At 65.2% G+C, this 25,928-nt stretch carries 19 protein-coding genes; 5 read left to right on the top strand and 14 right to left on the bottom strand.

What is annotated here, in order from left to right:
• Positions 1-47: 47 nt before the first annotated feature.
• Entirely contained in the window at positions 48-3,440 is a 3,393-nt protein-coding gene (addA, locus tag WJT74_RS04315) for a double-strand break repair helicase AddA (protein ID WP_343347276.1), read from the bottom strand.
• Between the two features lie 58 nt (positions 3,441-3,498).
• Between addA and WJT74_RS04310 the strand changes: the two genes are divergently transcribed.
• A complete protein-coding gene (locus WJT74_RS04310; protein WP_343347274.1) occupies positions 3,499-3,666 on the top strand; it encodes a hypothetical protein in 168 nt (55 codons plus the stop codon).
• Between the two features lie 4 nt (positions 3,667-3,670).
• Here the strand turns inward: WJT74_RS04310 and addB are convergent, their stop codons facing one another.
• The 5 genes from addB to WJT74_RS04285 are packed head-to-tail and all read right to left on the bottom strand — an operon-like array spanning position 3,671 to position 11,120.
• The gene (addB, locus tag WJT74_RS04305; protein WP_343347272.1) at positions 3,671-6,625 is read right to left on the bottom strand and encodes a double-strand break repair protein AddB; all 2,955 of its coding nucleotides are present in this window, start codon (positions 6,623-6,625) and stop codon (positions 3,671-3,673) included.
• Entirely contained in the window at positions 6,618-7,370 is a 753-nt protein-coding gene (locus tag WJT74_RS04300) for a nucleotidyltransferase family protein (RefSeq protein ID WP_343347270.1), read from the bottom strand. The genes addB and WJT74_RS04300 overlap by 8 nt, the downstream gene beginning before the upstream one ends.
• Positions 7,367-8,371: an aminoglycoside phosphotransferase family protein gene (locus tag WJT74_RS04295; protein ID WP_343347268.1), complete on the bottom strand. Its 1,005-nt coding sequence runs from the start codon at positions 8,369-8,371 to the stop codon at positions 7,367-7,369. The genes WJT74_RS04300 and WJT74_RS04295 overlap by 4 nt, the downstream gene beginning before the upstream one ends.
• Positions 8,356-8,787: a tRNA (adenosine(37)-N6)-threonylcarbamoyltransferase complex ATPase subunit type 1 TsaE gene (gene tsaE / locus WJT74_RS04290; RefSeq protein ID WP_343347267.1), complete on the bottom strand. Its 432-nt coding sequence runs from the start codon at positions 8,785-8,787 to the stop codon at positions 8,356-8,358. The genes WJT74_RS04295 and tsaE overlap by 16 nt, the downstream gene beginning before the upstream one ends.
• Complete coding sequence (locus WJT74_RS04285; protein WP_343347264.1) at positions 8,784-11,120, bottom strand: sensor histidine kinase; 2,337 nt, start codon at positions 11,118-11,120, stop codon at positions 8,784-8,786. The genes tsaE and WJT74_RS04285 overlap by 4 nt, the downstream gene beginning before the upstream one ends.
• A gap of 272 nt (positions 11,121-11,392) precedes the next feature.
• Here WJT74_RS04285 and WJT74_RS04280 point away from each other — a divergent pair, with 272 nt between their 5' ends.
• Entirely contained in the window at positions 11,393-14,788 is a 3,396-nt protein-coding gene (locus tag WJT74_RS04280; protein WP_343347262.1) for a TonB-dependent receptor domain-containing protein, read from the top strand.
• A gap of 493 nt (positions 14,789-15,281) precedes the next feature.
• On the opposite strand, the gene ahcY is transcribed toward WJT74_RS04280, so the two are convergent.
• Both ahcY and WJT74_RS04270 read right to left on the bottom strand, forming a co-directional pair.
• Positions 15,282-16,667 (bottom strand): adenosylhomocysteinase, encoded by a 1,386-nt coding sequence (gene ahcY, locus WJT74_RS04275; protein ID WP_343347260.1) that lies wholly within the window; start codon positions 16,665-16,667, stop codon positions 15,282-15,284.
• Between the two features lie 59 nt (positions 16,668-16,726).
• Entirely contained in the window at positions 16,727-17,290 is a 564-nt protein-coding gene (locus WJT74_RS04270; protein WP_343347257.1) for a YqgE/AlgH family protein, read from the bottom strand.
• Positions 17,291-17,387: 97 nt separating this feature from the next.
• Here WJT74_RS04270 and WJT74_RS04265 point away from each other — a divergent pair, with 97 nt between their 5' ends.
• From WJT74_RS04265 to WJT74_RS04255, 3 genes are all read left to right on the top strand, one after another.
• Entirely contained in the window at positions 17,388-17,867 is a 480-nt protein-coding gene (locus tag WJT74_RS04265; RefSeq protein ID WP_343347254.1) for a peroxiredoxin, read from the top strand.
• Positions 17,868-17,979: 112 nt separating this feature from the next.
• Positions 17,980-18,252, top strand: a complete 273-nt coding sequence (locus tag WJT74_RS04260; protein ID WP_343347252.1) for a hypothetical protein — start codon at positions 17,980-17,982, stop codon at positions 18,250-18,252.
• 121 nt (positions 18,253-18,373) lie between these two features.
• The gene (locus WJT74_RS04255) at positions 18,374-18,577 is read left to right on the top strand and encodes a hypothetical protein (RefSeq protein ID WP_343347250.1); all 204 of its coding nucleotides are present in this window, start codon (positions 18,374-18,376) and stop codon (positions 18,575-18,577) included.
• Between the two features lie 95 nt (positions 18,578-18,672).
• Here WJT74_RS04255 and WJT74_RS04250 read toward each other — a convergent pair whose 3' ends face one another.
• The 6 genes from WJT74_RS04250 to WJT74_RS04225 form a co-directional block, all read right to left on the bottom strand.
• Positions 18,673-20,571, bottom strand: a complete 1,899-nt coding sequence (locus WJT74_RS04250; protein WP_343348095.1) for a M2 family metallopeptidase — start codon at positions 20,569-20,571, stop codon at positions 18,673-18,675.
• Positions 20,572-20,626: 55 nt separating this feature from the next.
• On the bottom strand, positions 20,627-21,391 hold the full coding sequence (locus tag WJT74_RS04245; RefSeq protein WP_343347248.1) for an alpha/beta fold hydrolase: 765 nt from the start codon (positions 21,389-21,391) through the stop codon (positions 20,627-20,629).
• A complete protein-coding gene (locus WJT74_RS04240; RefSeq protein WP_343347245.1) occupies positions 21,388-21,717 on the bottom strand; it encodes a hypothetical protein in 330 nt (109 codons plus the stop codon). Before WJT74_RS04240 ends, WJT74_RS04245 begins: the two co-directional genes overlap by 4 nt.
• A 5-nt stretch (positions 21,718-21,722) precedes the next feature.
• A complete protein-coding gene (locus WJT74_RS04235; RefSeq protein ID WP_343347242.1) occupies positions 21,723-22,748 on the bottom strand; it encodes an aspartate-semialdehyde dehydrogenase in 1,026 nt (341 codons plus the stop codon).
• 73 nt (positions 22,749-22,821) lie between these two features.
• A complete protein-coding gene (locus tag WJT74_RS04230; protein WP_343347239.1) occupies positions 22,822-23,538 on the bottom strand; it encodes a polysaccharide deacetylase family protein in 717 nt (238 codons plus the stop codon).
• A complete protein-coding gene (locus WJT74_RS04225; protein WP_343347236.1) occupies positions 23,525-25,780 on the bottom strand; it encodes a S9 family peptidase in 2,256 nt (751 codons plus the stop codon). Before WJT74_RS04225 ends, WJT74_RS04230 begins: the two co-directional genes overlap by 14 nt.
• Between the last annotated feature and the right edge of the window lie 148 nt (positions 25,781-25,928).

Raw genomic sequence — 25,928 nt, 5'->3', positions numbered from 1 at the left:
TGGTAAAACTGTCGTTCGATCAACATATGGGAGCGGCGTGGCGCTTCTCAAGGGAGCGTGATCAGTGCCGGGCCCGCGGTGTAGAGCAGATGGGCTTCCACCGGGCGGTCGGGAAAGATCACGGCCAACGCATCGCGATAGGCCGCGATCTGCGCTCGGACCGAGGAAGGAATTTCGTCGGAGCCGGCGGGGACATGGCGCCCGGTCTTGTAATCGACGAAGGCGATCCGGTCGTCTTCCATGACCAGTCGGTCGACCGTTCCCGCGATGACGCGACCGTTGGGAAGCACCGCGGACAGCGGCGCTTCGGCGAGCGAGCCAGGACCGAACAGGAAATCGAAACGTGGATCCTCGATAATCCCGAGAGCGGAGTCGATGAGGGCGGTTCGCTCGGCGGCTTCGGCGACACCCATCGCCGCTTCGAGCCAGTGGTCGGCCCGCGAGCGGCGCTCCTCGGCCGGGAGGGGCGGAAGGCGTTCGAGCAAAGCGTGGATCCGCGTGCCGCGCACCATCGCATCGCGCTGGGCGGGGCCGGCGGGCGGAAAGGTGTCGGTATCCTCCCCTTCGATCGCGGACGGGCGCAGCGGACGCGGCGGATGGGCCTCGCGCGGGGCCGGACGGTCGAGCCATTCGGGACGCTCGACGGGAGGGTTCTCCCTGCCGGTTTTCGTCGGGGAATGCGGCTCGCCGTCGGTCGCGTAGCACAGCCCCCCTTCTCCCCACGGCAGGTCGAGCGGTTGGCAGTCCATTTCCTCCAGCGTCGTGCGGAGCCGCGCATGCCAGCTGTCGTCGGCGATCCGCGCGGTCCTGTTGCCGCGGGGTCGCGGCATGGTCCCGGTGACGATCAGTCGCTGCTCTGCGCGGGTCATGGCGACATAGAGCAGCCGCCAATGCTCCTCGCGCTCGCGCGCCTCCAGTTCCTCGAGCGCCGCGTCGAAAGGCGGTCCGCGCTCGTCCTTGCGCGGTCGCGGCAGCGGGAGTTCGCCGATTTGGCCCAGCGGCAGCGTCACGCTCCCCTGCCCTGGCCCCCCGTCGGGATCCCAGGTGGCGTCGGCGAGGACGACGACCGGCGCCTCCAGACCCTTAGCGCCGTGAACGGTCATCACGCGCACCTTGTCACCCGCCGCCTCGGTCTCGCGCTTGATCTCGTTGTCCTCGTTCTCGATCCGGTGGAGAAACCGGTCGAGCGAGACCGTCTCGCGCCGTTCGAGGGCGAGCGCACTGTTGAGCAGTTCCTCGATCGGATCGCGTGCGTCCTCTCCGAGCCGCGCCATCAGCTTGCGCCGACCGTTCATCGGTCCCGACAGGATCGTCTCGAGAAAGACGGCCGGCGTGACGTAGTCCGCCATCGCGAGGAGGCCCGCGAGCGTGTCCGACGCCTGGATCGCCTCGTCCGAGGGGTCGTCGCGCAGCGCGCGCCACAGGCTGTCGGGGCGATCGATCGCCAGATGCTGCAACCGTTCCTGGCTCCAACCGAAGAAGGGGCCGACCAGCAGGCTCGCGAGGCTGAGATCGTCGAGCGGCTGCGTGGCGAAACGCATGGCGGCGAGCAGGTCCTGTACGGCAAGCGGACGCGAGAGAAAGAGGCGGTCGACGCCCGCCACCGGAACGCCCTTGGCGAACAGTCGCGCGACGATCAGCGAGGCCAGTTCGCTGCGTCGTCGCAGGAGGATCAGGATGTCGCCGGGATCAATGCCTTCGTCGGCGATCATGGCGCGCAGGCGGGTGGCCAATTCCTCCGCGAATTGACGGTCGCGGATGTCGAGCCAGTCCTCTTCCCCTTCCTCGCCCGCCGCCTCTTCCTCGTCGAGCGCGAAGGGCGGCCACAATTCGACGCGGCCGGCAATCTCGCGGGTGGCCTCGTGGAGTGGCGGGGGTTCGTTCAGTCCCATCGCTTCGGGAGTGATGACGTGGATCGCCTGGTCGACCGCATGGAGGATGGCGGGCGCGGAGCGGAAGCTCTGTGCCACCGACAGGTCGGCGAAGGGCCGGGCCGCGCGTTCGTCGAGGCGTGCCTGTTGCGCCCGGTCGCGGAAGGCGTCGCGGGCGGCGATAAAGCGGCGCGGCTGCGAGCCCTGGAACCCGTAGATGGCCTGCTTGAAGTCGCCGACCATGAAAAGCGTCCGAAAACGGCCGTCGGTCTCGGCATTGCCGGCGAAGAATTCGTCGACCAGCTGGCGGATGATGGTCCACTGCGCCTCGTTGGTGTCCTGCGCCTCGTCGACAAGGACATGATCGATGCGTGCGTCGAGCTTGTAGCGGATCCAGTCGCCCACCCCCGGCCGCTCGAGCAGGCGCAACGTCCAGACGATGAGGTCGGTGAAATCGGCATAGCCTCGCGCCCGTTTCGCGGCGGCATATCCAGCGACGAACGCCCTCCCCGCGCGCAAACAGGCCGCCAGATCGTCGAGATAGGCGATCCGGGCGGGAAGCGACGCAATCGGCAGATACCATTCGGCAAACCGTTCGGCGAGCGCGAGATAGTCGGGTTCGGCCGCTTCCTGCTTGGCGACGGGCTTGCAGGGCTCGCCATCGGCTTTCTTGAGGATGTTCGTGGCGAGATCGGGAAGCAGCGCCGGACGCTCGTCCGGAGGAGCGGCGAGAAAGCGAGTGAGATTGTCAACGATGGTAGTGGCCTTGACCCCGGTCCCCCAGGCGCGGTTGGCGGCGACGAGGCGTTCGAACAGATCCCGATCGAGCGACTGCAGCCGCTGGGCCTGGATCGTCTGCGCGTCGCCTGAAGGAAGATCGGCTTCGGCGCGGAGGAAGGCGTCGATGTCGCGGTCGGCGAGAGCCTCGAACGCCTGCGGATAGGCGGCGCAGCGTTTGAGATAGGCTTCCGCGCCCTGCTGTCCCATGCGGATGCTCATCGTTTCAAGATCGGCGAGGAAGCGCGGCTCCACGCCGCGCGCGCCCTTCGCGGCATCGTCGGCGAGCGCCGCGAGCGTATCGCCCGCCAGTGCATCGGCGACCGTGTCGTCGATCGCCTCGAACCGCGCGGGAATTCCCGCTTCGGCAGGGAAGGCCGCGAGCAGCCCCTGGCTGAATGCGTGGATCGTCTCGATCCGGAGCCCGCCCGGCGTGTCGAGCAGGCGCGCGAACAGCTGACGAGCGAGCGCAAGGGTTTCGTCCATGCGCGACGGGATTTTGGGTTCGCCGAGCGCGACCAGCTCGGCGCGAAGCTTGCGCTCGTCGAGCCGCACCCAGTGAGCAAGGCGCTGGTTGATACGGTTGGCCATCTCCGCCGCGGCGGCGCGGGTGAAGGTCAGGCACAGGATGGAGGACGGCGAGACGCCCTGCAGCAAAAGCCGCAGGACGCGGGCGGTCAGCACGGTCGTCTTTCCGGTGCCCGCCGACGCGGACAGTGCGGCGTGGATGCGCGGGTCGGAGGCCTGCGCCTGCGCGCCCTGAAGGTGCGGCAGGTCTTTGATCGCGCCCATCCTAACGGCTCCCCGCATCGTGCGTTGCAATCGCGTTTCGTCGGCCTACATCGACGCCATGACCGACAAGACAAAGACGCCCGCCGCCACCGACTCCGATCTCGCTGCCACCTCCGGCCGCGAGCAGAACATCCGCCGCGCCGGCGTCGCGGTGGGGATCGGATCGGCCGCCGTTGCCGCCGCCCTGCTCTACGCCAACCGGCGCAAGGACAAGCGCAAGGGCTGAACGCTCAGGCGCGGCCATACCATTCCTCGAGACGCATCAGCTGGTCGTAGTCGCCATAGGGCGCGAAGGCCGGATTGAGCTTGGCGACGAACGGCTCGTTGCCCGTCAGATAATCTTCGGCAAGCCGGGTCATCATGGCCTCCGTCTGCGCCAGATAATCGGCGATATCGTCCTTCGTGGCGCTCATCCGTTCGCCGAAATCCTGGCCCTTCTTCGCGAATTTCCAATATTCCAGCGCGACCGGATCGGTGCCCGCGTCGGCGAACCCGCCCCGGGCGGCGATGAGGCCCAGCAGCCCCAGCTGAAGCGCGAACTGCTGGTCGAGCGCCTTTCGCGTGGGTGATCCGCCTGTCTTGTAGTCGACAATCGCCACGCCGCCGTTCGGGCATCGATCGATGCGATCCGCATAGCCATGAACCCTGACCCCGCCGATGCGAGCTTCGCCATGCGCTTCGGCCAGCGCGGGCTTGCGACCGGCAGCCCGATCCTGTTCCAACGCAGAGCGGAGGAACTTGCAAGTCTCGCGCAACCGGCCGCCCCACAATGCGCGAAGCATCGGGTGAATTTCATCGCGCGCCAGCAGCCGATCGAGCCCAGCTTCGAGCGTGGCGGGATCGGAACCTTCGCGAAGCCATTCCTCCAGCCATTTGTGCACGCGGCTGCCCTGCCAGGCCGCGATGCTGCGGCTGTCGAGCTTGTCGAGCGAGCGCAGGTTGAGGATCGAGCCGGCGTAGAAGGCGAAGGGATCGGCGCGCAGTTTCTCGACACTCGTCACCGACAGGCGGTCGGGGCGCTTGTCGACGGGAACGACCGGCATCGGGCGATCGACCGGATCGACCGTCGCGGGGGCATCGATGGCGTGGGCGAGTCTTTCGAGGCGCGTATCGCGGCGCTTGGCCCACGCCGTTTCCCCGACCATCGCCTCGAGGCGCAGCCAGAAGCGCGAGGCGATGGTGGGCGAGCGTTCGTCGCGCTCGGCACGGGTCAGCAGCACCTCGGGCGCCCCCAGCGCGCTCATGAAATCATGCCCCGCCAGCCCGATGCGATAGTCGAGCCCCGGCAGTCCGAGACGACGGCGCAAGCGCGGGGCCAGCCAGGGGTCGGATGATTGGGTGCGCGGCCAGCTGCCTTCGTTCAGACCCGCGAGGATCATCAGGTCGGACTGGACCAGTCGCGCTTCGAGAAGGCCGAGGATGCGAATGCGGGGATGGCCGCCGTAGGGCGGGCGCACCGATCGGCCCGCCATCAGGGTACGCCAGACCTGCAATCGTTCGTCGGGCGCGATCGCCAGCGTGGCACCGCCGCCGCCAAATTCCAGTTCTTCGATCATCGCCGCCAGTTCGCGTCCGGCGGCTCCGGCAAATGCCTGACCGTTCGTCAGGCCGTCCAGTGCGTCACGGAGCGAGGCGGCGAGGCTCGCCACCGTCGTGGCTTCCGACAGCGTCCGGCAAGCCCGTTCGATATCGGGCCGCACGAGCGCGAAGGCTGCCTGGTCGCGCTCCCGGCGTTGCGCGTCACGGTCCCGCTCGCGCGGGTCGCGCTCGGCCAGCTGGGCGGCGATCGCGTCGAGACCGCCGCCGGGTCGCGGACCGCGCAGCGCGAGGTCGAGACGGCGCACCGCCCGCAACCATTCACCGCTCGCCCGTCGTTCGCCGCCAACCAGCGGATGCTTGAGCAGCGCCATCAGGCTGATCGGGCCGAAATCGTCTTCGACGGTCTCCAGCAGGAGCTGGCAAAGGATACCGGGCGGGGTGACGCCCAGCGGACGACCGGCGCTGTCGTCGGCGTCGACACCCCAACGGCGCAGGATCGCACTGACGCGCGCGGCGAGACCACGGTCGGGGGTGACGAGCGAGGCGGTGCGTCCGGGTTCCTCGAGCGCTTCGCGCAGCGCGATGGCGATCCCCATGGCCTCGGTGACGGGGGTCGGGAAAACGGCGTGGCGCACCTTGTCGCCGAGGGTGCGATCGGCGGGCGACAGGCTTTCCCATTTGTCGGTGAAGCGCGCTCCGGTCATCGCGTTGAGAATGACGCGGCTGCGCTGCGAGGAGGCGGCGGCAAGGCCCTGGCGGTGCCAGTCGCGGACTTCGCCCCGGCCGACCTTCATCCGTTCCAGCAGCAATTTCAGATGATATTGCGGGTGCGACAGGGTCGCGGGCGACGCGCCGGTGGGACTGTCAGGATCGACGTCGAGGGCGTCCCATTCCTCCTCCGGCATCTCACGGACCCGGGCCAGCGCCGGGAGCACGACCTGCCCCTCCGCGAGCCGCGCGACGGTGCCGAGCAGACCCGCGACGGCGGGCGCGGTGGTGGTGATGCCTGCGGCGATCGTGAATCCCGGTGGCGGTTCGGCCTTCCACCGTTCCGAAAGACGATCGAGCAGCCGGTTGCGGCGGTCGGCGAGATCAATGAGGCCCCGTTCGGCGAGCAAGGCGGGCCAAGCGGTGAAGATCACGTCCAACTTGGCGAGCAGCAGCGCCCAGTGCGCCTCCAGCTCCTTTTCCTCTGACGCCAGCGCATGCAGTTCGCGCGGAGAGACGCCTTCGATGATCAGCTGGTCGAGCGCGGTGGCGAGGTCCGCAGCCTCGCGCAGGGCGGTCAGGGTCGAGGTGCCCGGTTGCCGGGCGAGGATCCCCGAGAGGAGAAAGATGCGCTCGGTCGGCGCGATGGCGGGTGGAACGGGCGTCGCGTCGATGGGATCGAGCGCCGAGCCCAGACGCTCGTCCAGTTCGGGGTCGCCGATCGGCACGAGCCGGGGCAGCAGCGTGCCCTCGCCCGCCGCGCGGACGAACGCGTCGCGAATGGTGCGGGCGGCGCGATTGGTGGGGACGAGAATCCGGCCACGCGCCAGATCCAGCGGGCTGCGATCGGTGGCGAGGATGCCGGCGACGAACGCGTCGGCAAAGCTGCGGTGCGGGGGGATCGAGTAGACGGTCGGCCCGGCCCGCGCCTCACTCATCCTCGAGCGCAGCCTCGGTCTTCTGGATCGCGTCGGGCGTGCCGACGTCGAACCACAGGCCCTGGTGCACCGCGCCGAACAACCGCCCCTCCTCGATCGCGCGATTCCACAGGATATTCGTCGAGAACTTGCCTTCCGGCGCGTCGCGGAGCAGCCGTTTGGAGATCATCTGAATGCCGGTGAAGACATAGGGCGCGATCCGGTTGCCGCCACGTCGCCGGACACGGCCAGCCCGGTCGAGGTGGAAGTCGCCCTGCCCCGCGTGGTTGTAGGCACGGGCGTGCGGCACGAGAAGGAGCAGCGCGTCCATCCGGTCGCCGTCCCACTGGCTGGCGAGCTGGCGCAGACTGTCGCACGGACCGTCGACCCAGAAATTGTCGCTGTTGCAGGCGAGGAAGGGATCGGCGTCGATCAGCGGCAACGCCTTCACCAGCCCGCCGCCGGTTTCGAGCAGCGCGTCCCGCTCGTCGCTGATCGCGATCTCGAGGCCCTCGTGATGATCGAGATGGCTCTCGAGCGAGTCGGCGAGATAGTGGACGTTGACGACCGCCTTCTTCACGCCGGCACGCTCGAGCCGCTCAAGCACATGGTCGATCATTGGACGCCCGGCGAGTTCGACGAGCGGCTTGGGACGGGTGGCCGTGAGCGGGCGCATGCGCTTTCCGAGACCGGCCGCCATGACCATCGCGACGCTCGGCACGTCGGCCTCGACCGTAGGCCGCAGGCGGAGCACGCTTTTCTTCATAGGACGTGCTCGCTCCACGCTGCAGAGCGTTGTTCTTCCGGGACATTCCGGTCAAACCAGTCGCGGACCGGCGCAAGGGCTTCGTGCGAGAGATTCCGCTCGACCAACCCCCATACGCGCGGTTGCCATTGGAGGTAGGTGGGTTTTCCGTCGCGCTTCCAAAGCCGGGTGAAAATGCCGAGGATCTTCACATTTCGCTGGGCGCCAAGCACTTCGTAATCGGCTTCGAATTGCTCGGCATCGTCGACGTTCGCGGTATCGATGAAATGATCGCGCATGGCGCGTTCCAGCGACGGATCGACATCGCGGCGGGCGTCCTGGAGAAGCGAGACCAGATCGTAGGCCGGATGACCGGCAAGCGCGTCCTGGAAATCGAGCAATCCGAGACCGCCTTCCTCCAGCAGCATCAGATTGTCGGCATGATAGTCGCGCAGGGTCAGCACCGGATTGTCGGCCGTGCGCTCGAGGACGCCGCCCCACGCCGCGCGCCATGCCTCGATAAAGCCGTCCCGATCGACATCCTCGACGCCGAGCGCGGGAAGGTACCAGTCGGTGAACAACTCGACTTCGCGGGTCAGGACGGCCTCGTCATAGGGTTCGACGAAACCGGGGACCGGGCGCTCGCCGAGGGCGACCAGCGTGTCGACCGCCTCGCGATAGACATGCTCCTCGTCGGCGGCGCCATCGGCGAGCACCGGACTGACCCGGCGGTCGCCAAAATCTTCAAGCAGTAGCAGTCCCGCGTCGAGGTCGCGGGCGAGAATACGGGGGGCGCGTAGCCCCTGCGCATCGAGATGCTCCGCAATGGCGATGAACGGGCGCGAATCCTCATGTTCGGGCGGGGCGTCCATCAGCACGGCGCGGCCGTGATCGGGATGATCGACCCGAAAATAGCGGCGGAAACTGGCATCGCCGGCGAGCGGCGAAATGGCGGCGCCTTCCCACCCCGCTTCGTCGAGAAAGGCGGGCGCGTGGGTCGGGGGGGTCATGGAAACGGGCATCGGCTTTTCCAAGCGGTGGGCGCTTCGACTGTCAAGCGCCGCCCGCCCGTCGGAGCGTCCATCGCGATGGTCAGGGCCAGCGCATGGTCCCACCGCGCCGCCTTTTCCGGCCATTCGACGATCAGCACCGCATCGGCGAGGTCGTCGAGTGCCAGTTGCTCGAGTTCGCCCTCCTCCTCGATGCGGTAGAGATCGACGTGAAAGATCGGCGGGTCGAGATGCTCGTAGGGCTGGACGATCGCGAAACTGGGGCTCGGCACCTCGCCTTCGTGTCCGGCAGCGTGAAGGAGACCGCGAGCGAAGCTGGTCTTTCCCGCTCCAAGCGGACCGGACAGGGTCACGACGTCGCCGGGGCGCAGATAAGGTGCCAGCTGCGCGCCGGCCTGATGGGTGGCTTCGGCGTCGGCGAGGATCATGGTTCGTCGCGCGGGATGAAGAGCGTGACCGCCGTCCCCTCCTTTTCCGTCGAGACCAGCTCCACCCGGCCACCGTGCGCCTCGATGAACTGACGGGTCAGCGGGAGACCGAGGCCGAGTGCCGCCTCGCCCCGCTCGCCCTGCGACGAGCGGTGAAAACGGTCGAAGACCTGCGCCTGCTCGGCCTCGGGGATGCCGGGTCCGTCGTCCGACACGGTGACGAGCGCATGATGGTCGTCACCGGACGCCTCGAGCCGGATGTGCGCGTTGTAACCGGCATAGTTCACGGCATTCATCAGGATGTTCTCGATCGCTTCGCGCAGGCGACGGGCATCGCCGTTCACGATTCCAGTTGACGGATCGATCGCGACTTCGATTTGCTGCCGGGTCTCGACGACGCGGGGCGCACTGGCCTTCACGATCGTCTTGATCAGTCCGGCAAGATCGACGCGCTCCTTCTCCAGCTGGAGGTTTCCGCCTTCGGTGCGGGTGAGATCGAGCACGCGATCGACCATGCGGCTCAGCCGATCGACCGACTGGAGGATGGCGTCGACATATTCCTTCGCCGGATCGGACAGTTCGCCCGCATAGCCCGCCGCAAGCATCTGTCCGAACCCGCCGATCGAGGTCAGCGGCGTGCGCAGTTCATAGCTCATGTTGGCGACGAATTCGGTCTTCACGCCGTCCGCTTCCTCGAGCGCTCTGGCTCGTTCGCGGAGCGCGCTTTCGATCCGCAGGCTGTCAGTGATGTCGATCATCGTGACGAGCGCATTGCCGTCGGGCAGCGGAACGGCGGCATATTCGAAGCTGCGTCCATCGGTCATGTTGATGCGCCCAGATCCCGCCTTGCGCCCGCTGGTCGTCGAGCGGACGAGTTCGCGCACCTGTGCGGCCTCGGTCGGGTTCACGAGTTTCTGCGCCATCGCGGGCACGAGTTCGTCGACCCGCGGATGTTCGGACAGCCAGGTCTCGTCGAGGTCCCAGAGCTGCGAGAAGCGGCGGTTCCAGAGATAGAGCCGGCCGTCGGAGGCGAAAACGCTGATGATCTCGAACAGATTGTCGAAGGTCGCGGACCGGACCCGCAGCAACGTGTCGCGCGCGCTCGCGAGGCGGACCTGTTCGGTGCGATCCTCGAGGATGAGGCGCAGCCCGCCGTCGGGGAGCGGTTGCGCCACGATCCGGAGGTGATCACCGTTGGCGAGGATCCAGTCCTCCTCGATAAGTTCCTCGGTGGCGGTGAACCAATCGCGCCGCTCGGCCTTCCACTTGGGATAGTCGCGCACCTCGGGCACCCGGCCCGCTTCCCGCATGGCATCGAGAAGGCGATCGAAGCGGATGCCCTCGTCGAGATCGTCCGAATCGAGCTGGCTCATGATGGCGAAGGGCTGGTTGTAGAAGGACAGGCTGCCGTCCGCCTCGAACTGCGCGGCGCCGGCGGCCATGCGATCGGCCAACTCGCGCTGGGACTGGATGTTCTGGGCCAGTTCGAAGCGGGCGTCCTCAAGATCCTGGATATCGATCGCGAAGCCCGCGACCGCGCCGCTCTGCAACGGCACATCGACGAGCCGGAGCATTCGCCGTTCGCCTCCGATCGTGGCGGGCTGGGTCCGCGAATAGGGACGTCCTTCCTCGATGGCGGCGATCGCGCCTTCCCGGGCGCTACGGGCTCCGCTGCCGTCGATCAGCTCGGCACCGCGCGCGATCACATCGGCGGCATCCTCCGCCTCGACCGCTGCGACGAACGCGCTGTTGACGAGCCCGAGGCTGAGGTCCGGGCCGCGATACCACATCGGGAAGGGCGCGCTTTCGATCAGATGCGTGAGACTGTCGAGTGCGGATTCGGTCTGTTCGAGACGGCGCGCGAGGCGGCGTTTGCGCTCTTCGCTTTCGCTGATGTCGATCATCCAGCCCAGGATCATGCCCGGCTGGCCACCCGCGCCGGTCAGTTCGCCGCGCACCGAATAGATGCGTCCTTCGCTCGTCTCCAAGGTCGTATCGAGGATTTCGCCCGCGCGTCGCATGGCATCGATGGACGCGGTCAGCGCCCCGATCTCCTCGACCGGCAACACGTCGCTGCGCTCGAGATCGTCGAGCGTGTGCGGCGGTTCTTCGAGACGAAAGGCATCGACCAGCTGGCTGTCGAGTTCGAGCGCGTTGTCGGGTGAGATGATGAACGCGCGCGCGGGCGAGCGCTCGATCAGGTCCCCGAGCGAACGGGCCGAGCGAAGGACCGCCCGGGCACGGACGAGTTGCCGCGCCGCGAGCAGGACGAGCGCGAGCGCAAGCGCGGTCCAGGCCGCGAGGACGAGGGAAAGGATGGCGTCGTCACTCACGCAGGCTGTCCGGATCGGCGCATGTCGGCGGTTTGTAGCCGCAAGCACGCCGTGCGCCAATCGCTTTGCGGCTAGCACCGATCGGGTATTGCTGCGACGCCGGGATCGCTCCTCGCGTGTTCGATCGGAAGCCAATGCCCTGTCCGAAGGTCTGTGACGTAATTGTCACAAGTTTTCACCATCGTCATCGGATTGAAACTCACCGCTTTTTTTTGGTCGACGCATCGCGCAGAACCCTCGACCGGACATTCATGCAATTGAAAGGGTAGTTAATGCGCCGCATCGCAATGTTTACCACCGCCTCCGCGTTTGCGTTGGCCCTGAGCGCGGCTCCGGCCTACGCGCAGGACCGTGGCAATCCAGAGGATCCCAACGAAGACGAAGAGGCCGTTGAAGGCGTCGAAGCCGACGGTGTCACCGTCAACGATCCGGGTGATCCGGAAGTCATTCCGCAGAACACGCAGGAAGGTCAGGACGAGATCGTCGTGACCGGTTCGCGCGTTCGTCGCGATACCTTCAGCAGCATCTCGCCGCTGCAGGTTCTCGAAACCGAATCCGCACGCGACGTCGGTGACTTCGACGCCGTGCAGGTCCTGCAGCGCGCCGAAAGCGCCGCCGGCACGCAGATCGACGCGACCTTCCAGGGTTTCGTTCTGAACAACGGCCCGGGTTCGCAGACGCTGAACCTTCGCGGCCTTGGTGCCGACCGCACCCTGCTGCTCATCAACGGTCGTCGTATCGCGCCGGCCGGTGTGGAAGGCGCTCCCTCGAGCCCCTCGATCAACCTCATCCCCAGCTCGCTCGTCGCGCGCTACGACCTGCTGCTCGACGGTGCTTCGTCGGTCTACGGTTCGGACGCGGTCGCGGGCGTGGGCAACATCATCCTGCGCAACGACATCGACGGTATCGAACTGTTCGCCAGCGGCTCGCTCAACGAGCAGGGCAGCGAAGAGGATTATACGGTCTCGGCGGCGTTCGGTGACACGTTCGACCGCGGCTACTTCGGCGTCGGTTTCGAATATGCCCGTCGCGGCGAGATCCTGATCGGCGATCGCGACTTTTTTGCCGGTTGTAACACCGAATACGAAGTCACGCAGAGCGGCGAGATCCGCACGGTTCGCCTGTCGGACAACGCCAACACGCTGGCCGATTCGAACGGCGAGATCGGCGAAGTTCTGACGCCCTGCACGATCGATGCGGCGGTTCGTCGTATCATTCCGAGCAACCTCTTCTTCGGTTCGATCTACTTCGATCCGAACGGCGGCAACACGGGCATCCCGGGCTTCAGCGATGCGTTCGACGCGTTCGGCAACCCTGTCGACCGTGACGGCGACGGCCTGCTCGACGTCAACTTTGCGGACGTGACCCGCAACGGTGTTCAGCTCAACCAGCAGTTCCAGAGCCCTGAAGACCGTTACAACGGCATGGCCTATGGTGAGTATGAGTTCGGTGGCGACGCCAATCTCGCGGCCTTCTTCGAAGCCGGCTACAGCCGCGCCGACGTGAAGGTGTCCCAGAGCAGCTCTCCGCAGCTCTTCCCGTACGTTCCGGCCAACAACCCGTTCAACCCGTGTAACCTTGCCAACCCGAATGGGGTAGATTGTGCCGCCGCTCAGAACGCTTTCGACAATTTGACCGGTACGCGGAACGAGCTTCCGACCGGCAGAAGCTTTATCGTTCGCCCGGTGGTCAGCGTTCGCGGTGACCGCGACAACGTCGAATCGTCGATCGAGCAGTATCGCGGCGTCATCGGCCTGCGCGGCGACCTGCCGTTCATTGCCGACGACTGGACCTTCGAAGTTTCGGGCGTCTACTCGCGCTCCGAAGGCTCGGCCGTCCGTCGCGGGATTCGCAATGATCGTCTCCAGCTCGCACTGGGCATCGATCCGACGGCTCCCAACGCGGGTGGCGCGACGCCGCCGCTGCTGGCCGGCGGTCCCTGCGCCACGTCGGGCTTCCGCAACCCGGACCTCGTGCAGCCCGATCTGCTCCAGGGCTGTGTTCCGGTGAACCTGTTCGCCGAGAGCCTCTATACCACCGCCGTGGGCGATTTCGCCACTCAGGCGGAGCGTGATTACCTGTTCGGCGAGCGTGACTTCGACACGACCTACGAACAGAAGATCGCGTCGGCCTATGCAACGGGCAGCATCTTCGATCTCCCCGCCGGTCCGGTCTCGATCGTGCTCGGTGGTGAGTTCCGCGAAGATACGCTCGACTCGCAGCCGGGTGCTGTCGCTTCGGAAGGCCTGTTCTTCGGCTTCTTCAGCGATAACGGTGCGCAGGGTTCGAAGTATCTCATCGAAGGCTTCGGCGAACTCGACATTCCGGTGTTCGACAGTGCCAACTTCGGTGACTTCGACCTCAACCTTTCGGGTCGTGTGACCGAGGAAGAGTTCTACGGGACCGCGGGTACCTACTCGATCAAGGGTGGTTACGCTCCGATCCCCGAGCTGCTCCTCAAGGCCAGCTACGGCACGTCGTTCCGTGCGCCAAACCTTCGCGAGAACTTCCTCGCCGGTCAGTCGGGCTTCACCGGCGTCTTCGATCCCTGCTCGGTTCCGCAGGCCGCATTTGAACCGCTGAATGGCGGTTATCAGGCGGACGAAGATACGCGTGAACCCGAAGTTCTCGAGAACTGCCGCCGTGAAGGCCGTGACCCGACCCGCGTCGGTATCGTCCCAGGCGGCACCAACGTTGTGAACACGCCCAGCGTGGAAGTCTCGGCCGGTGGTAGCCTCGAGCTCGATCCCGAAACGTCGCGTTCGTTCACCATGGGTGCGGCCTATGGCGACACGCTCGGTGGCTTCGACATCAACCTCGGCGCGAGCTACTACAGCATCGTCGTCGAAGGTTCGATCATCGAGCCGTCGGCCGCTTTCGTGGTCAACTCCTGCTTCCTTCGTGACGACGGACAGCGCAGCCAGTTCTGCGACTTCATCCAGTTCAACACCGATGCGAACAGCAACCTGCTGATCACGGACGTCTTCGCGGGCTTCCAGAACGTCGATACCGAAAAGGTTCGCGGCGTCGATATCAATGCCAACTTCGGTTACGAGCTCCCCATCGGGAACGACTTCCTCGATCTTGGCCTGGATCTTCGCGGCAACCACCTGCTCGAGCGTTCGACGATCTTCCTTGACGATCTCGGCAACGCCAACATCGACAATGCCACCGGTGACTTCGGCTTCGCCCGCTGGACCGGTCGCGCGACCGGCTCGGTCGGCTACGAGAACCTGACGTTCACGTGGCAGACCCGCTGGATCGGTGACACCGAACAGAGCGAAGATGCGATCGACGAATTCTCGGATGCTTTTGGTCGTGGTCCCGACGGTCAGCCGACCGGCTTCATCGGTCAGACCTGTCTCGGCAACGGTTCGGGCACGAACGACCCCGTCACGGGCGAGTTCGTCCCTGACGGCATCGTCGAGGGCACGGGCGTCTTCTGTCGCGACGTGGGCTTTGCGGACGATTACTTCGTCCACACCGCCTCACTGCGTTACGACTACACCGATGACGTGACGCTGCGCCTCGGCGTGAGCAACATCTTCGATACCGCGCCGCCGCTGGTCGACGGGAACGAAATCCTCGCGATTTCGAACACCCCGATCGGTAACGGCTACGACCTCAACGGTCGTGAGTACTTCGGGTCGATCAACCTGCGCTTCTAACGCGCACCGCCCGGTTCGCCGGACGAGAAAGGGCCTCGCGGGGAAACCCGCGGGGCCTTTTTCTTTGCGGATGGACGATCAGTGGGATTGGCCCTGGACGTCACCGGAGACGGATGATTGTGCCCGTTCGAGTTGAAGGTCGTCGCGGCCAGCGCGTTCGTAACGAGAGCGTGCCGTACACGGCAGCGCCTCATTCCCTAAATTTCAAAATCCTACCGCCTGAAACTCCGCGCTCCGCATCTCTCACAGCCCCCCTAGGGGAGAATAAGTCACAAGAGCATACTAGGAGCGGAGCCGGCGGCCCCTGCCCTCCTGCCCATGCGGATCTTGTATCGAAGGACGGTCTGTCGCTGATCGAGCGAACTTGCTCCAGCTTCCTGACAACAGGACGGCTTCCGAACCTTCGCGGTCAGCGGAAATAAAAAGGGCGCCGGATCTCTCCGACGCCCTTCCTATTCAGCGGTTCGGCAGGGAAGTCTTCCCTGCCCTCGCATCAGTAGCGGTAATGATCGGGCTTGTACGGACCCGACTGATCGACCCCGATATAGTCGGCCTGGTTCTTCGTCAGTTCGCTGAGCTGGACGTTGAGTTTCTCGAGGTGCAGTGCCGCGACCTTTTCGTCGAGATGCTTGGGAAGGACGTGGACGTCGTTCTCATACTCCTCGCCGCGCTGCCACAGTTCGATCTGCGCCAGCACCTGATTGGTAAAGCTCGCCGACATCACGAAGCTCGGGTGGCCGGTGGCATTGCCGAGGTTGAGCAGGCGACCCTTCGACAGGAGGATGATGCGCTTGCCGTCGGGTTTCTCGATCATGTCGACCTGCGGCTTGATCTCGGTCCACTTGAAGTTCTCGAGCGCCTCGACCTGGATCTCGTTGTCGAAGTGGCCGATGTTGCCGACGATCGCCATGTCCTTCATCTCGCGGACATGGTCGACGGTGATGACGTCCTTGTTGCCCGTGGTGGTGACGAAGATGTCGCCGCGCGAGACGGCATTTTCCATCGTCACGACCTCGTAGCCGTCCATCGCCGCCTGAAGCGCGCAGATGGGATCGATTTCGGTCACCAGGACGCGCGCACCAGCGCCCGACAGCGAGGCTGCGGAACCCTTGCCGACATCGCCGTAGCCCGCGACGACCGCGACCTTGCCCGCCATCATCACATCGGTGCCCCGGCGAATGCCGTCGACGAGGCTTTCCTTGCAGCCATACTTGTTGTCGAACTTCGACTTGGTGACGCTGTCGTTGACGTTGATCGCGGGGAAGGGAAGCTTACCGGCCTTGGCGAGCTGATAGAGGCGGTTGACCCCCGTGGTCGTTTCCTCGCTGACGCCCTTGATGTTCTTGACCGTCTCGGTGAGGTAACCGGGCTTCTTGTCGAGAAACGCCTTCAGCGCCTTGTTGAACTCGCGCTCTTCCTCGTTGGTCGGCTTGGGCAGTTCCTCGCCCGCTTCGGCGCGTGCGCCCCATAGCGCGAACATGGTGGCATCGCCGCCATCGTCGAGGATCAGGTTGCAGGTCTCGTCGCCCCAATCGAAGATGCGCGCGACATAGTCCCAATATTCCTCCAGCGTCTCGCCCTTCACGGCGAACACCGGGATGCCCTGATCGGCGATGGCCGCGGCGGCGTGATCCTGCGTCGAATAGATGTTGCAGGTGGTCCAGCGGACCTCCGCGCCCAGTGCGACCAGCGTCTCGATCAGCACGGCTGTCTGGATCGTCATGTGCAGCGAGCCGGTGATGCGCGCGCCCTTCAGCGGCTGCTTGGCGCCATATTCCTCGCGCAGCGCCATCAGGCCCGGCATTTCGGTTTCGGCGATGGCGATTTCCTTGCGCCCGTATTCGGCGAGCGACAGGTCCTTCACGATATGGTCGGTCAATGGATGCTCCTGAGTTTCGGTTTGGCTGTGCCCCTAAACGCTGCGCCGCCCGCTGGCAATCAGGCCGAACCGCTGTCCGGTCCCAGAAGCGCCGGGTCGATCCCCGCACTGCGGTAGGCGGCGTTCCAGCGATCGTCGCTGTCGGTCTCGAAAAGGAGCTCGTGGCTGGCGTCGACGATGAACCATCCGTGGCGGGTCATCTCCTCTTCCAGCTGGCCCCCTGTCCAACCCGCATAACCGAGCGCGACGAGATAGTCGGATGGTCCCCTGCCCTCGCCGATGGCGCGCAGCACGTCCTGCGTCGCAGTCAGGGCGCACAGGCCCGCGATCCCGACGGTGTCCTGGCCGCCCCAGTCGGTCGAATGGAGGACGAAGCCGCGATTGGTATCGACCGGACCGCCATGAAAGACGGGGCCGCTCGGGGGGTCTCCGCCTTCGATATCGAGCTGGCCAAGCAGGTCGGCGAGGCCGAGATCGCCCCGTTCGTGGCCGATGCCGATGCCGAGCGCGCCGTCCTCGTCATGCAATGCGATCAGGATGACGGCCTCGCGGAAGCGCGGATCGCCCATGCCGGGCATGGCGAGAAGAAGGCGTCCGGTCAGAAAGGTGGGGGTTTCGTCCATGGATGCTGAACGCGCCGCCGCGCACTTCTGTCCATCGTGGGGGGAACCTGTGCAGCCTCGCAGGCATAGATCAAGCGAACCCAACAAGGAGACGACCATGACCATCGCTGTCGGTGATAGAATACCCGATGTATCCCTTTCGCTCGCGACGCCCGAAGGCCCCGTGCCCGTGCGTTCGACGACCTACTTCGAAGGCAAGACGGTGGCCCTGTTCGCGGTGCCGGGTGCTTTCACCCCGACCTGTTCCGCCAAGCATCTGCCCAGCTTCGTCGAGAAGGCCGACGAGCTCAAGGCGAAAGGCGTCGACCAGATCGCCGCGACGAGCGTCAACGATGCGTTCGTGATGGGCGCGTGGAGCCGCGATGCCGGCAGCGCGGATATCGACATGCTCGCCGACGGGAACGGCGAGCTGGCCAAGGCGCTGGGCCTCACGATGGATGCGTCCGGCTTCGGCATGGGCACGCGCTCGCAGCGCTATTCGATGCTCGTCGAGGACGGGATCGTGAAGCAGCTGAACGTCGAGGATCCGGGCGCCTACGAGGTGTCGGGCGCCGAAACGCTGCTCGGCCAGCTATAGGCTCGCCCAACCGATACGGGGCCGCGACGAAGCGCGGATAACGGAGCCTTCTTCGAGCGTTGGTGAGGCGAAACAATCTTTAAGAAGGGAATATCCTATGACTAAGCAGCCCGTGAACACGCTCGACCAGACCAACGCGAGCAGCAGCCGGTTTTCCACCGTTCGTCAGAAGAGTGGCGAATTCGTCGACAGTTCGGTGCAGACGATCAAGGATAATCCTAAGACCAGCGCTGCGATCGGCGCAGGCGTGGCCGTTGCCGCCGGTGCCGGCGCGTTCCTTCTGAACCGCAAGGCGAAGACGGGAACGGCTTTCGGTACCGCACGCGGGATCGATGGCGACGTCCTCGATAAGGTCGACGAAATCAATCGTGAGCCGAAGGCCTAACTTCTTCCCTCACGAACGACCGGATAGCGCCGCTTTCCTTCGGGAAGGCGGCGTTTTTCGTTCGCGTGGACCCGAGGGTGGGTCGCCGCGTTGGGTAAGTAAGCCAACAAGGAGAAAGCGCATGAGCCAGACCAGCGATCTAGCCGAGACCGTTCGCAAACAAGTGAGCGAGCATCCCTATCTCGTCGCCGCCGCCGGTGGTGCGATCGTCGCCGCCGCAGGCAGCTTTCTCGCGATCCGACAGCGCATCAAGCTGGACCGCCTCGAAAAGGCGACCGCCGAGGATGTCGAGGAGCAGATCAAGACGGGTGCGATCGCTTACTGATACCCAGCACCAGTTGGGCGATTAAAATGAAGGCGCCGCCCCTATCAGTGGGGCGGCGCCATTTTATTTTACCGACATCTCGGCAATAGGAAGGCTTACGCCTCCCATCCGCAATTCTTGCCGGCGTTCCGTTCCTTCAGCCACGCCTGCAGCGGGGCGAAATATTCCTTCATCGGTTCGGCCGACATCTGGCGGGTGCCGGTGAAGCTTTCGAGCGCGTCGGGCCAGGGGCGCGAGGCGCCCATCGCCAGCATCGCATCAAGGCGCTGGCCGACTTCCTCGTTGCCGTAGAAGCTGCAGCGATGCAGCGGCCCTTCCCACCCCGCGATGTCGCAGGCCGCCTTGTAGAACTGGAACTGCAGGATGTGCGCGAGGAAGTAGCGCGCATAGGGCGTGTTGCCCGGGATGTGATATTTCGCGCCCGGGTCGAAATCGACCGCATCGTTGCGCGGCACCGGCGGGGTAACACCCTGATACTGCTGTTTCAGATCCACCCATGCGCTGTTGTAGGTCGCGGGCGTGATCGACCCGTCGAAGACGCCCCAGCGCCATTTGTCGACCAACAGGCCGAACGGCAGGAAGGCGACCTTGTCCATCGCCTGATTGAGAAGGAGGCCGATATCCTTGTCCGCGCTGGGCACGTCCTCCGGATCGAGGAGGTCGATCTGCACCAGATATTCGGGCGTCACCGACAGCGCGACGAAATCGCCGATCGCTTCGTGGAAACCGTCGTTGGCGCCGTTTAGATAGAGATAGGGCTGCTGGTTATAGCTGCGCTGGTAGTAATTGTGGCCGAGTTCGTGGTGCATCGTCACGAAGTCGTCGGCGTTCACCTTGGTGCACATCTTGATGCGCAAGTCATCGACGTTGTCGAGGTTCCAGGCCGAGGCGTGGCAGACGACATCGCGGCCTTCCGGCCGGACGATCTGGCTGCGCTCGTAGAAGCTTTCGGGTAGCGGATCGAGGCCCAGCGAGGTGTAGAACTGCTCCGACAGGCGGACGATGCCTTCCGGCGTCACGTCGTTGCTGACGAGCAGGTCGGTGAGGTCGTAGCCGATGTCGCCCGAGCCTTCGGGAGCGACCAGCTCGAAGACATTGCCCCATCCCTGCGCCCACATGTTGCCGAGCAGGTCGGCGCGGATATAGCCGCTGTCGGGCTGGATTTCCTCGCCGTAGTGATCGCTGAGTTCGCTGCGGACGTAGCAGTGAAGGTCGTTGTAGAGCGGCTCGACCTCGCCCCACAGCCGGTCGTACATCGCCGAGAACTCCTGCGGCGTCATGTCGTAGCCCGAGCGCCACATCGCGCCGGTATCCTCGAAGCCCAGCTCGCGCGCGCCCTCGTTGGCGATGGAGACCATCCGGGCGTAATCGTCCTTCATCGGGCGACCGACGTTCTCGTGCCACGTCTGCCACAGTTCGGCGAGCTCTTCGGGGTTGCGGTTGGTGCCCATCAGCGCCTCGGCATCGTTGCCGGGAATGGTTTCGCCGTTCAGCTCGGCTTCGCCGCGGCCGTAGAGCGAATTCAGCTTGGTTGAGATGTCGTTCAATTCGCGCGCGGCGCCTTCCGTCGTGGGCGCGGCGAGGGTGAGACTGCCCCGCATGATGTTCAGCTTGCGCGCGGTATCGTAATCGAGACCCTCGACCTCGGCATATTGCGCGGCCTTGGTCGCATATTCGACACCCTTTTCGGTGAAGATCGTACCGAAATAGGCGGCGAGCTGGTCGGTGTCGTCGGTGATGTAGGTATTGTTCACCCAGTAGGCGCGGCTCGCGATGTCGGACAGTTCGAGATATTCCGCTTCGACCTCGTTGACGAAGGCCGTCGCTCCGGCGGGGGTGAGCGGATAGTCGAGGTCGGCATCGGCCATTGCTACCGGTTCGGTCAGGGGCGGCTGCGGCGTGGCGGTAACCTCGCCCATGTCACCGTCCATTGAGGTGGCACAGCCCGCCAGCGCGAGCGCGGCGAGCGAAACGGTGCAGGTGAACTTGATCATCATACTCTCCCGGTAAAACACATGCGCGCGAGATTGCGCCGCCACCGGAATGAAATCAAGCGGTCAAGAAGGCGGCAATCGCCTCGCCCAGCTCCTTCTTCGTCACGCACGACATGTGGGTGCCGGGAATGGGGACATGCTGCGCATCGGGAAGGTGATCGGCGAGCGCGACCGGATCGCCATTGTCCCGATCCTCTTCGCCGCAGATGACCGCCGTCGGCATGGAGAAGGCGTCGAGCCATTCCTCCTTCGCGTCGGTGAAGGTCGGCAGCAGCAGCCGTGCGGCATCGCGATCGATGCCCATCGTCTTCATGAACGCGATCGCCATGAAATCGGGATCCCCGCGTTTTGCCGTTTCGTAATTGTCGACCGCGCCGAGGAAAAAGGCCTGTCGCTCGTCCCAACCGGTCAGTCCGCCGAGGCCCATGCCGCACAGCAGCGCGCGGCGGGGTCGAAGCCCCTCCCCCACGCCCTGCACCACGGTGCGCGCGCCGAGGCTGAAGCCTCCAAGATCGTATTCGCCCGGCATCAGGCCGAGGTGGCCCACCAGTTCCTCGAGGTCGCGGCCGAGAATACCGTTCGGATAGGCGCTGGCGTCGGTCGGCGCGTCGCTGTCGCCATGAGCGCGCAGATCGGGCATGACGACCCGATATCCCGCCGCCGCAATCCGTTCGGCGTGCCCGTACTTGATCCAGTTCGTATCGGCATTCGAGAAGAGGCCGTGGAGCAGCAGCAGCGGCTCCCCCTCGCCCAGGACATGATAGGCAAGCTCGATACCGTCCAAGGCCGTCCAGCGATGCGTGCCGACCGTTTCGGTCATCGCTCGTCCTCGCGCTGCGGCGTTACATCGATGAGAGTCGGATCGTCCTCGATTTCCTCGGCTTCGACGTCAATGACCGCGGAGCGGCCCGCGGCCAGCTTGTTGGCGATGGCACGGCGGGTGCCGAGGATCATCAGCAGCACGACCGCGCTGAATGCCAGCGCACCATAGAAGAGCGGCATCAGGCTCGGTTCGACGAGGCCGATGACGAGCGTCACCGCAAGGATGAAACCCCAGCGCTTCACGAACTTGCCCATCAACAGATAGGTCACCGCATCGAGACCCTCGCGGGCGCGGCAATCACGGCCTGGATCCTCGAACGTCACGCGCGTCAGGCCTTCTTCAGATGCTTCCGGCCGAGCAGTTCGGCGATCTGCACCGCGTTCAAGGCCGCGCCCTTGCGCAGATTGTCGCTGACGCACCAAAGCGACAGACCACTGTCGACCGTGCTGTCGTCACGCACGCGCGAAACGAAGGTCGCATAGTCGCCCACGCACTCGACGGGCGTGACGTATCCCCCGTCCTCGCGCTTGTCGACGAGCATGATGCCCGGACTTTCGCGCAGCAGTTTCTGCGCGTCGGCGGCGGACAATTCGTCCTTGAGCTCGACATTGATTGCCTCGGCATGGCCCACGAAGACGGGCACGCGGACGCAGGTCGCGCTGACCTTCACCTTGGCGCCGAGGATCTTCTTGGTCTCGGCGACCATCTTCCATTCCTCCTTGGTCGATCCGTCGTCGAGGAAGTCGTCGATATGCGGGATGACGTTGAACGCGATCTGCTTGGTGAAGAGTTCGGGTTCGGCCGGATCGCCGACGAAGATGTCGCGGGACTGCTTGAACAGTTCGTCCATCGCCTCGCGCCCTGCGCCCGAGACCGACTGGTAGGTCGCGACGACGACGCGCAGGATGGTTGCGGCATCGTGCAGCGGCTTGAGCGCGACGACCATCTGGGCGGTCGAGCAATTGGGATTGGCGATGATGTTGCGCGCCTTGTATCCCTCCAGCGCTTCCGCGTTGACCTCCGGCACGATCAGCGGGACGTCGGGGTCCATCCGGAACAGGGAGCTATTGTCGATGACGGTGCAGCCGGATTTGGCAGCCTTTTCCGCATATTGCTGGCTGACCTTCGAACCCGCTGCGAACAGTGCCATGTCCCATCCGGTGAAGTCGAAATGCTCGAGGTTCTTGACCTTGAGTTCCTTGCCGCTGTCACCGAAATCGATCCGTTCCCCCGCCGAGCGCGAGCTGGCGACGGCGGCGATCTCGTCGATCGGAAATTCGCGTTCGGCAAGAATGGCCAGCATTTCACGCCCGACCGTCCCGGTCGCGCCGACGACGACGACTCTATAGCCCATGACTGTTCTTATCCTTCAGTGTCCCTGCGCTCCAAGATGGCCCTTGGCGGGCGAAGCGCAACCATGCGCCGCCCTATTCGCGCGGCTCTAGCAATTGCGCAACCGTTCCGACGGCATAGCCCTCCGCAGCCAGCCGCTCGAGCAGCAAGGGGACCGCTTGGCGCTCGACCTCGCGCGAGGCGAACATCGGGTGGACGAGGATGATCGAGCCGGGGCGCACCTGCTCCATGATGTCCTCGACATAGGCCTCGGTCCCCTCGCCGGCCGGCGGTTCCTCGACGTCCCACATAACGATCCGCTGGCGGTTGGCATCGGTCGCCTTGCCGAGGCCGACGAACTTCATGCCGTAAGGAGGTCGGAAATAGCGGGGCCTCGGAGCGCCTGCCGCGACGATAGCCGCGTCGGTATCGCGCAATTCTCGAAGATACGCAGCACTTCCAAGTCCCGCCATGTGGCCATGGGACCAGCTGTGATTGCCGATCTCGTGTCCCGCTGTGGCGATCGCGGCGACCAGTTCGGGCCGTTCGGCGGCGGTCTTCCCTTCGAGAAAGAAGGTCGCCCGCACGCCCGCCGCGTCGAGCGCGGGCAACACCGCCTCCACGCCACGCGCGGTCGGCCCATCGTCGAACGTCAGTGCGACGCGGCGTTCCTCGCGCGGACCGTGGCAGGCGAGATCGCCTGTGATCGCGGTGCAGCGCGCGGTCGAATATTCGCGCAGGCCGAACGCCGACACGAGCAGGCCGGCGGCGAGGATCGCCCCGCCGCGCAGCCAGTGCCTAGCGCGGCCCACCCGGCACGCCATTCTCCTCGAGGAAGCGCCTGATCGTCTCCCACAGATGCACCGAGATGTTCTCGCCGCGAACGCCGTGGGCCTGTCCAGGGTAGAACATCATGTCGAATTGCACCCTCGCTTCCTGCATCGCCGCCGCCATCTGCGTCGAATTGTCGAGGAAGACGTTGTCGTCGCTCATGCCGTGGATGAGGAGCAGCGGATCGGCGATATCGCCTGCGGTGGGAAAGGTGCTCGACGCCTCGTAGGCTTCGGGGACTTCGCGCGGATCGCCCATGAAGCGTTCGGTATAGTGGGTATCATACAATTCCCATTTGGTCACCGGCGCCCCGGCGACGCCTGCGGCATACAGGCCCGGGTCCTTGCCGAGCATCAGCAGCGTCATGTAGCCCCCGTAGCTCCATCCATAGGTGCCGATCCGATCGGGATCGACATAGGCCTGGCGCTTGAGCCATTCGGCCCCGAGCTTCTGGTCCTCGACCTCGATCCCGCCCATCGCACGATAGATCGGCTTTTCGAAATCGACCCCACGGTTGTTTGAGCCGCGATTGTCGAGCTGGAACCAGATATATCCCTGGTCGACGATCCATTGCTTGAGCGCGCCGCCCCAGCTGTTGGTGACGGTCTGAGGACCGGGACCCGAATAATGCTGGTAGAAGACGGGATAGCGCTCGCCCGGCCGCATCGTAGCGGGCTTAAGCATTTCATAGTGCAACTCGGTGCCGTCGGCGGTCGTGATCGTCCCGAATTCGGGCGTCACATGGCTCGCAAGATAGGGTGCGTAGGGATGATCGGCGTCGAGAGCATTTTGCTCGATCCAGTCGATGCGGATGGCCTGAGCATCCGCGAAATAGAGCTGCGGCGGCTGGCTTGGGCTCGAGCGGCTGACGATCGCGCGGCTGGCGTCCTCGTCCATGTTCCAATTGTACATGGCGCCGGGTTCGGTGAGCAGCGTCGGCTGTGCGCCGGGCGTGCGATAGTCGAGGCTGTAGAGATGGCTTTCACGCACGCTCTCGCGATTGGCGGTGAAATAGAGGCGCCCCGCCTCCTGATCGACGCCGTCGAGGCTGAGGACGACCCATTCGCCGTCGGTCAGCTGGCGTCGCGTGCCGTCGGACGCGACATGATAGAGATGGGCGTAGCCGTCGGCCTCGGACCACCAGATGAGCGAACCGTCTTCCAAGAAACGATAATTGTCGCTGAGGTTCGTCCAATGTCCTTCGGCGGCGGTTTCGGTGAAGAAGATCTCGCTGCGGCCCGTGGCAGGATCGACGCGGAGCATGTCGAGCACGGTCTGTTCGCGGTTCTGCCGCTGGACGTAGAGCGCGCTCCCGTCGGGCGCCCAGTCGACGCGGGCGAGATAGATGTCCTCTTCCTCGCCGAGATCGACCTCGACGCGGTTGCCGCCGTCGGGATCCATGACGAACAGGTCGACGAGGACGTTGTCGGTGCCGGCGGCGGGATAGCGCTGCTCGTAGGTCGAGGTGCCGCCCGCGCCGATCGAGGTGCGGGTGAAGACGCCGACCGGGCTTTCATCGAAGCGCTGAACCGCGACGCGCGTGTCGTTGGGCCCCCACCAATAGCCCGTGCGGCGGCTCATCTCCTCCTGCGCGACGAATTCGGCTTCGCCCCAGTGAATGAGATCGCTCTCTTCCGCTGGCGTGATCGCGACAGGTTCGGCGCCGACCGCGCCCACGAACAGGCGCTGGTCGCGAACGAAGCTGACGTAGGTGCCTTCGGGGCTGAGCTTTGGATTGAGCTCGCCCGCCTCGGTGTCGGTCAGGCGCTGGACGCTGCCGTCCACGCCCGCGAGATAGAGGTCGCCGTCGATGGGAACGAGGATCGACTGGCTGTCGGGTGCCCATTGGTAGGTGACGATGCCGGACAGGCTGCCGATGCGGGCGCGTTCGCGTTGCATCTTTTCAGCCTCGGACAGTTCGGCGCCGGTGCCGACCGCCGCGCTGTCGACCAGCATCCGCCATTCGCCGCCGTCGGCGGGAAGCGCCCACAGATCGTAGCGCGTCCGCTCGTCTTCGCGCGGGCGAAGCATGGTGAGATAGGAGCCATCGGGCGCCAGCATGACGCCGCGCGGGCTGGCGCCATCGAGCGAGGGCGACGCGAAGATCCGCTCGAGGGTGAGTTCCTGCTGGGCGACAGGGGTCGCCGAAGCATTCTGAGCATGGGCGGGGGAGGACATGAAGGCGGGACTTGCAAGGATGGTGGTGATGGCCAGGCCGGCCATGATCGACAGTCGCATGATAAGGGAAACTCCGGGGAAGAACAGGTCGGGACGAAAGGTGGCGCAGTCGCTCCCTCGACGCAAGGGGCGGCCAGCCCGCCATGCTTGACAGGATCGCGGGGCGGTTCGACGGTGCGCCGACGATGGGAGA

It is taken from the genome of Sphingomicrobium sp. XHP0239 (assembly GCF_039555325.1).
GTDB lineage: Bacteria > Pseudomonadota > Alphaproteobacteria > Sphingomonadales > Sphingomonadaceae > Sphingomicrobium > Sphingomicrobium maritimum.
Note: the sequence above shows the minus strand (reverse complement) of the source record. Positions and strands in the feature narration are given on the sequence as shown.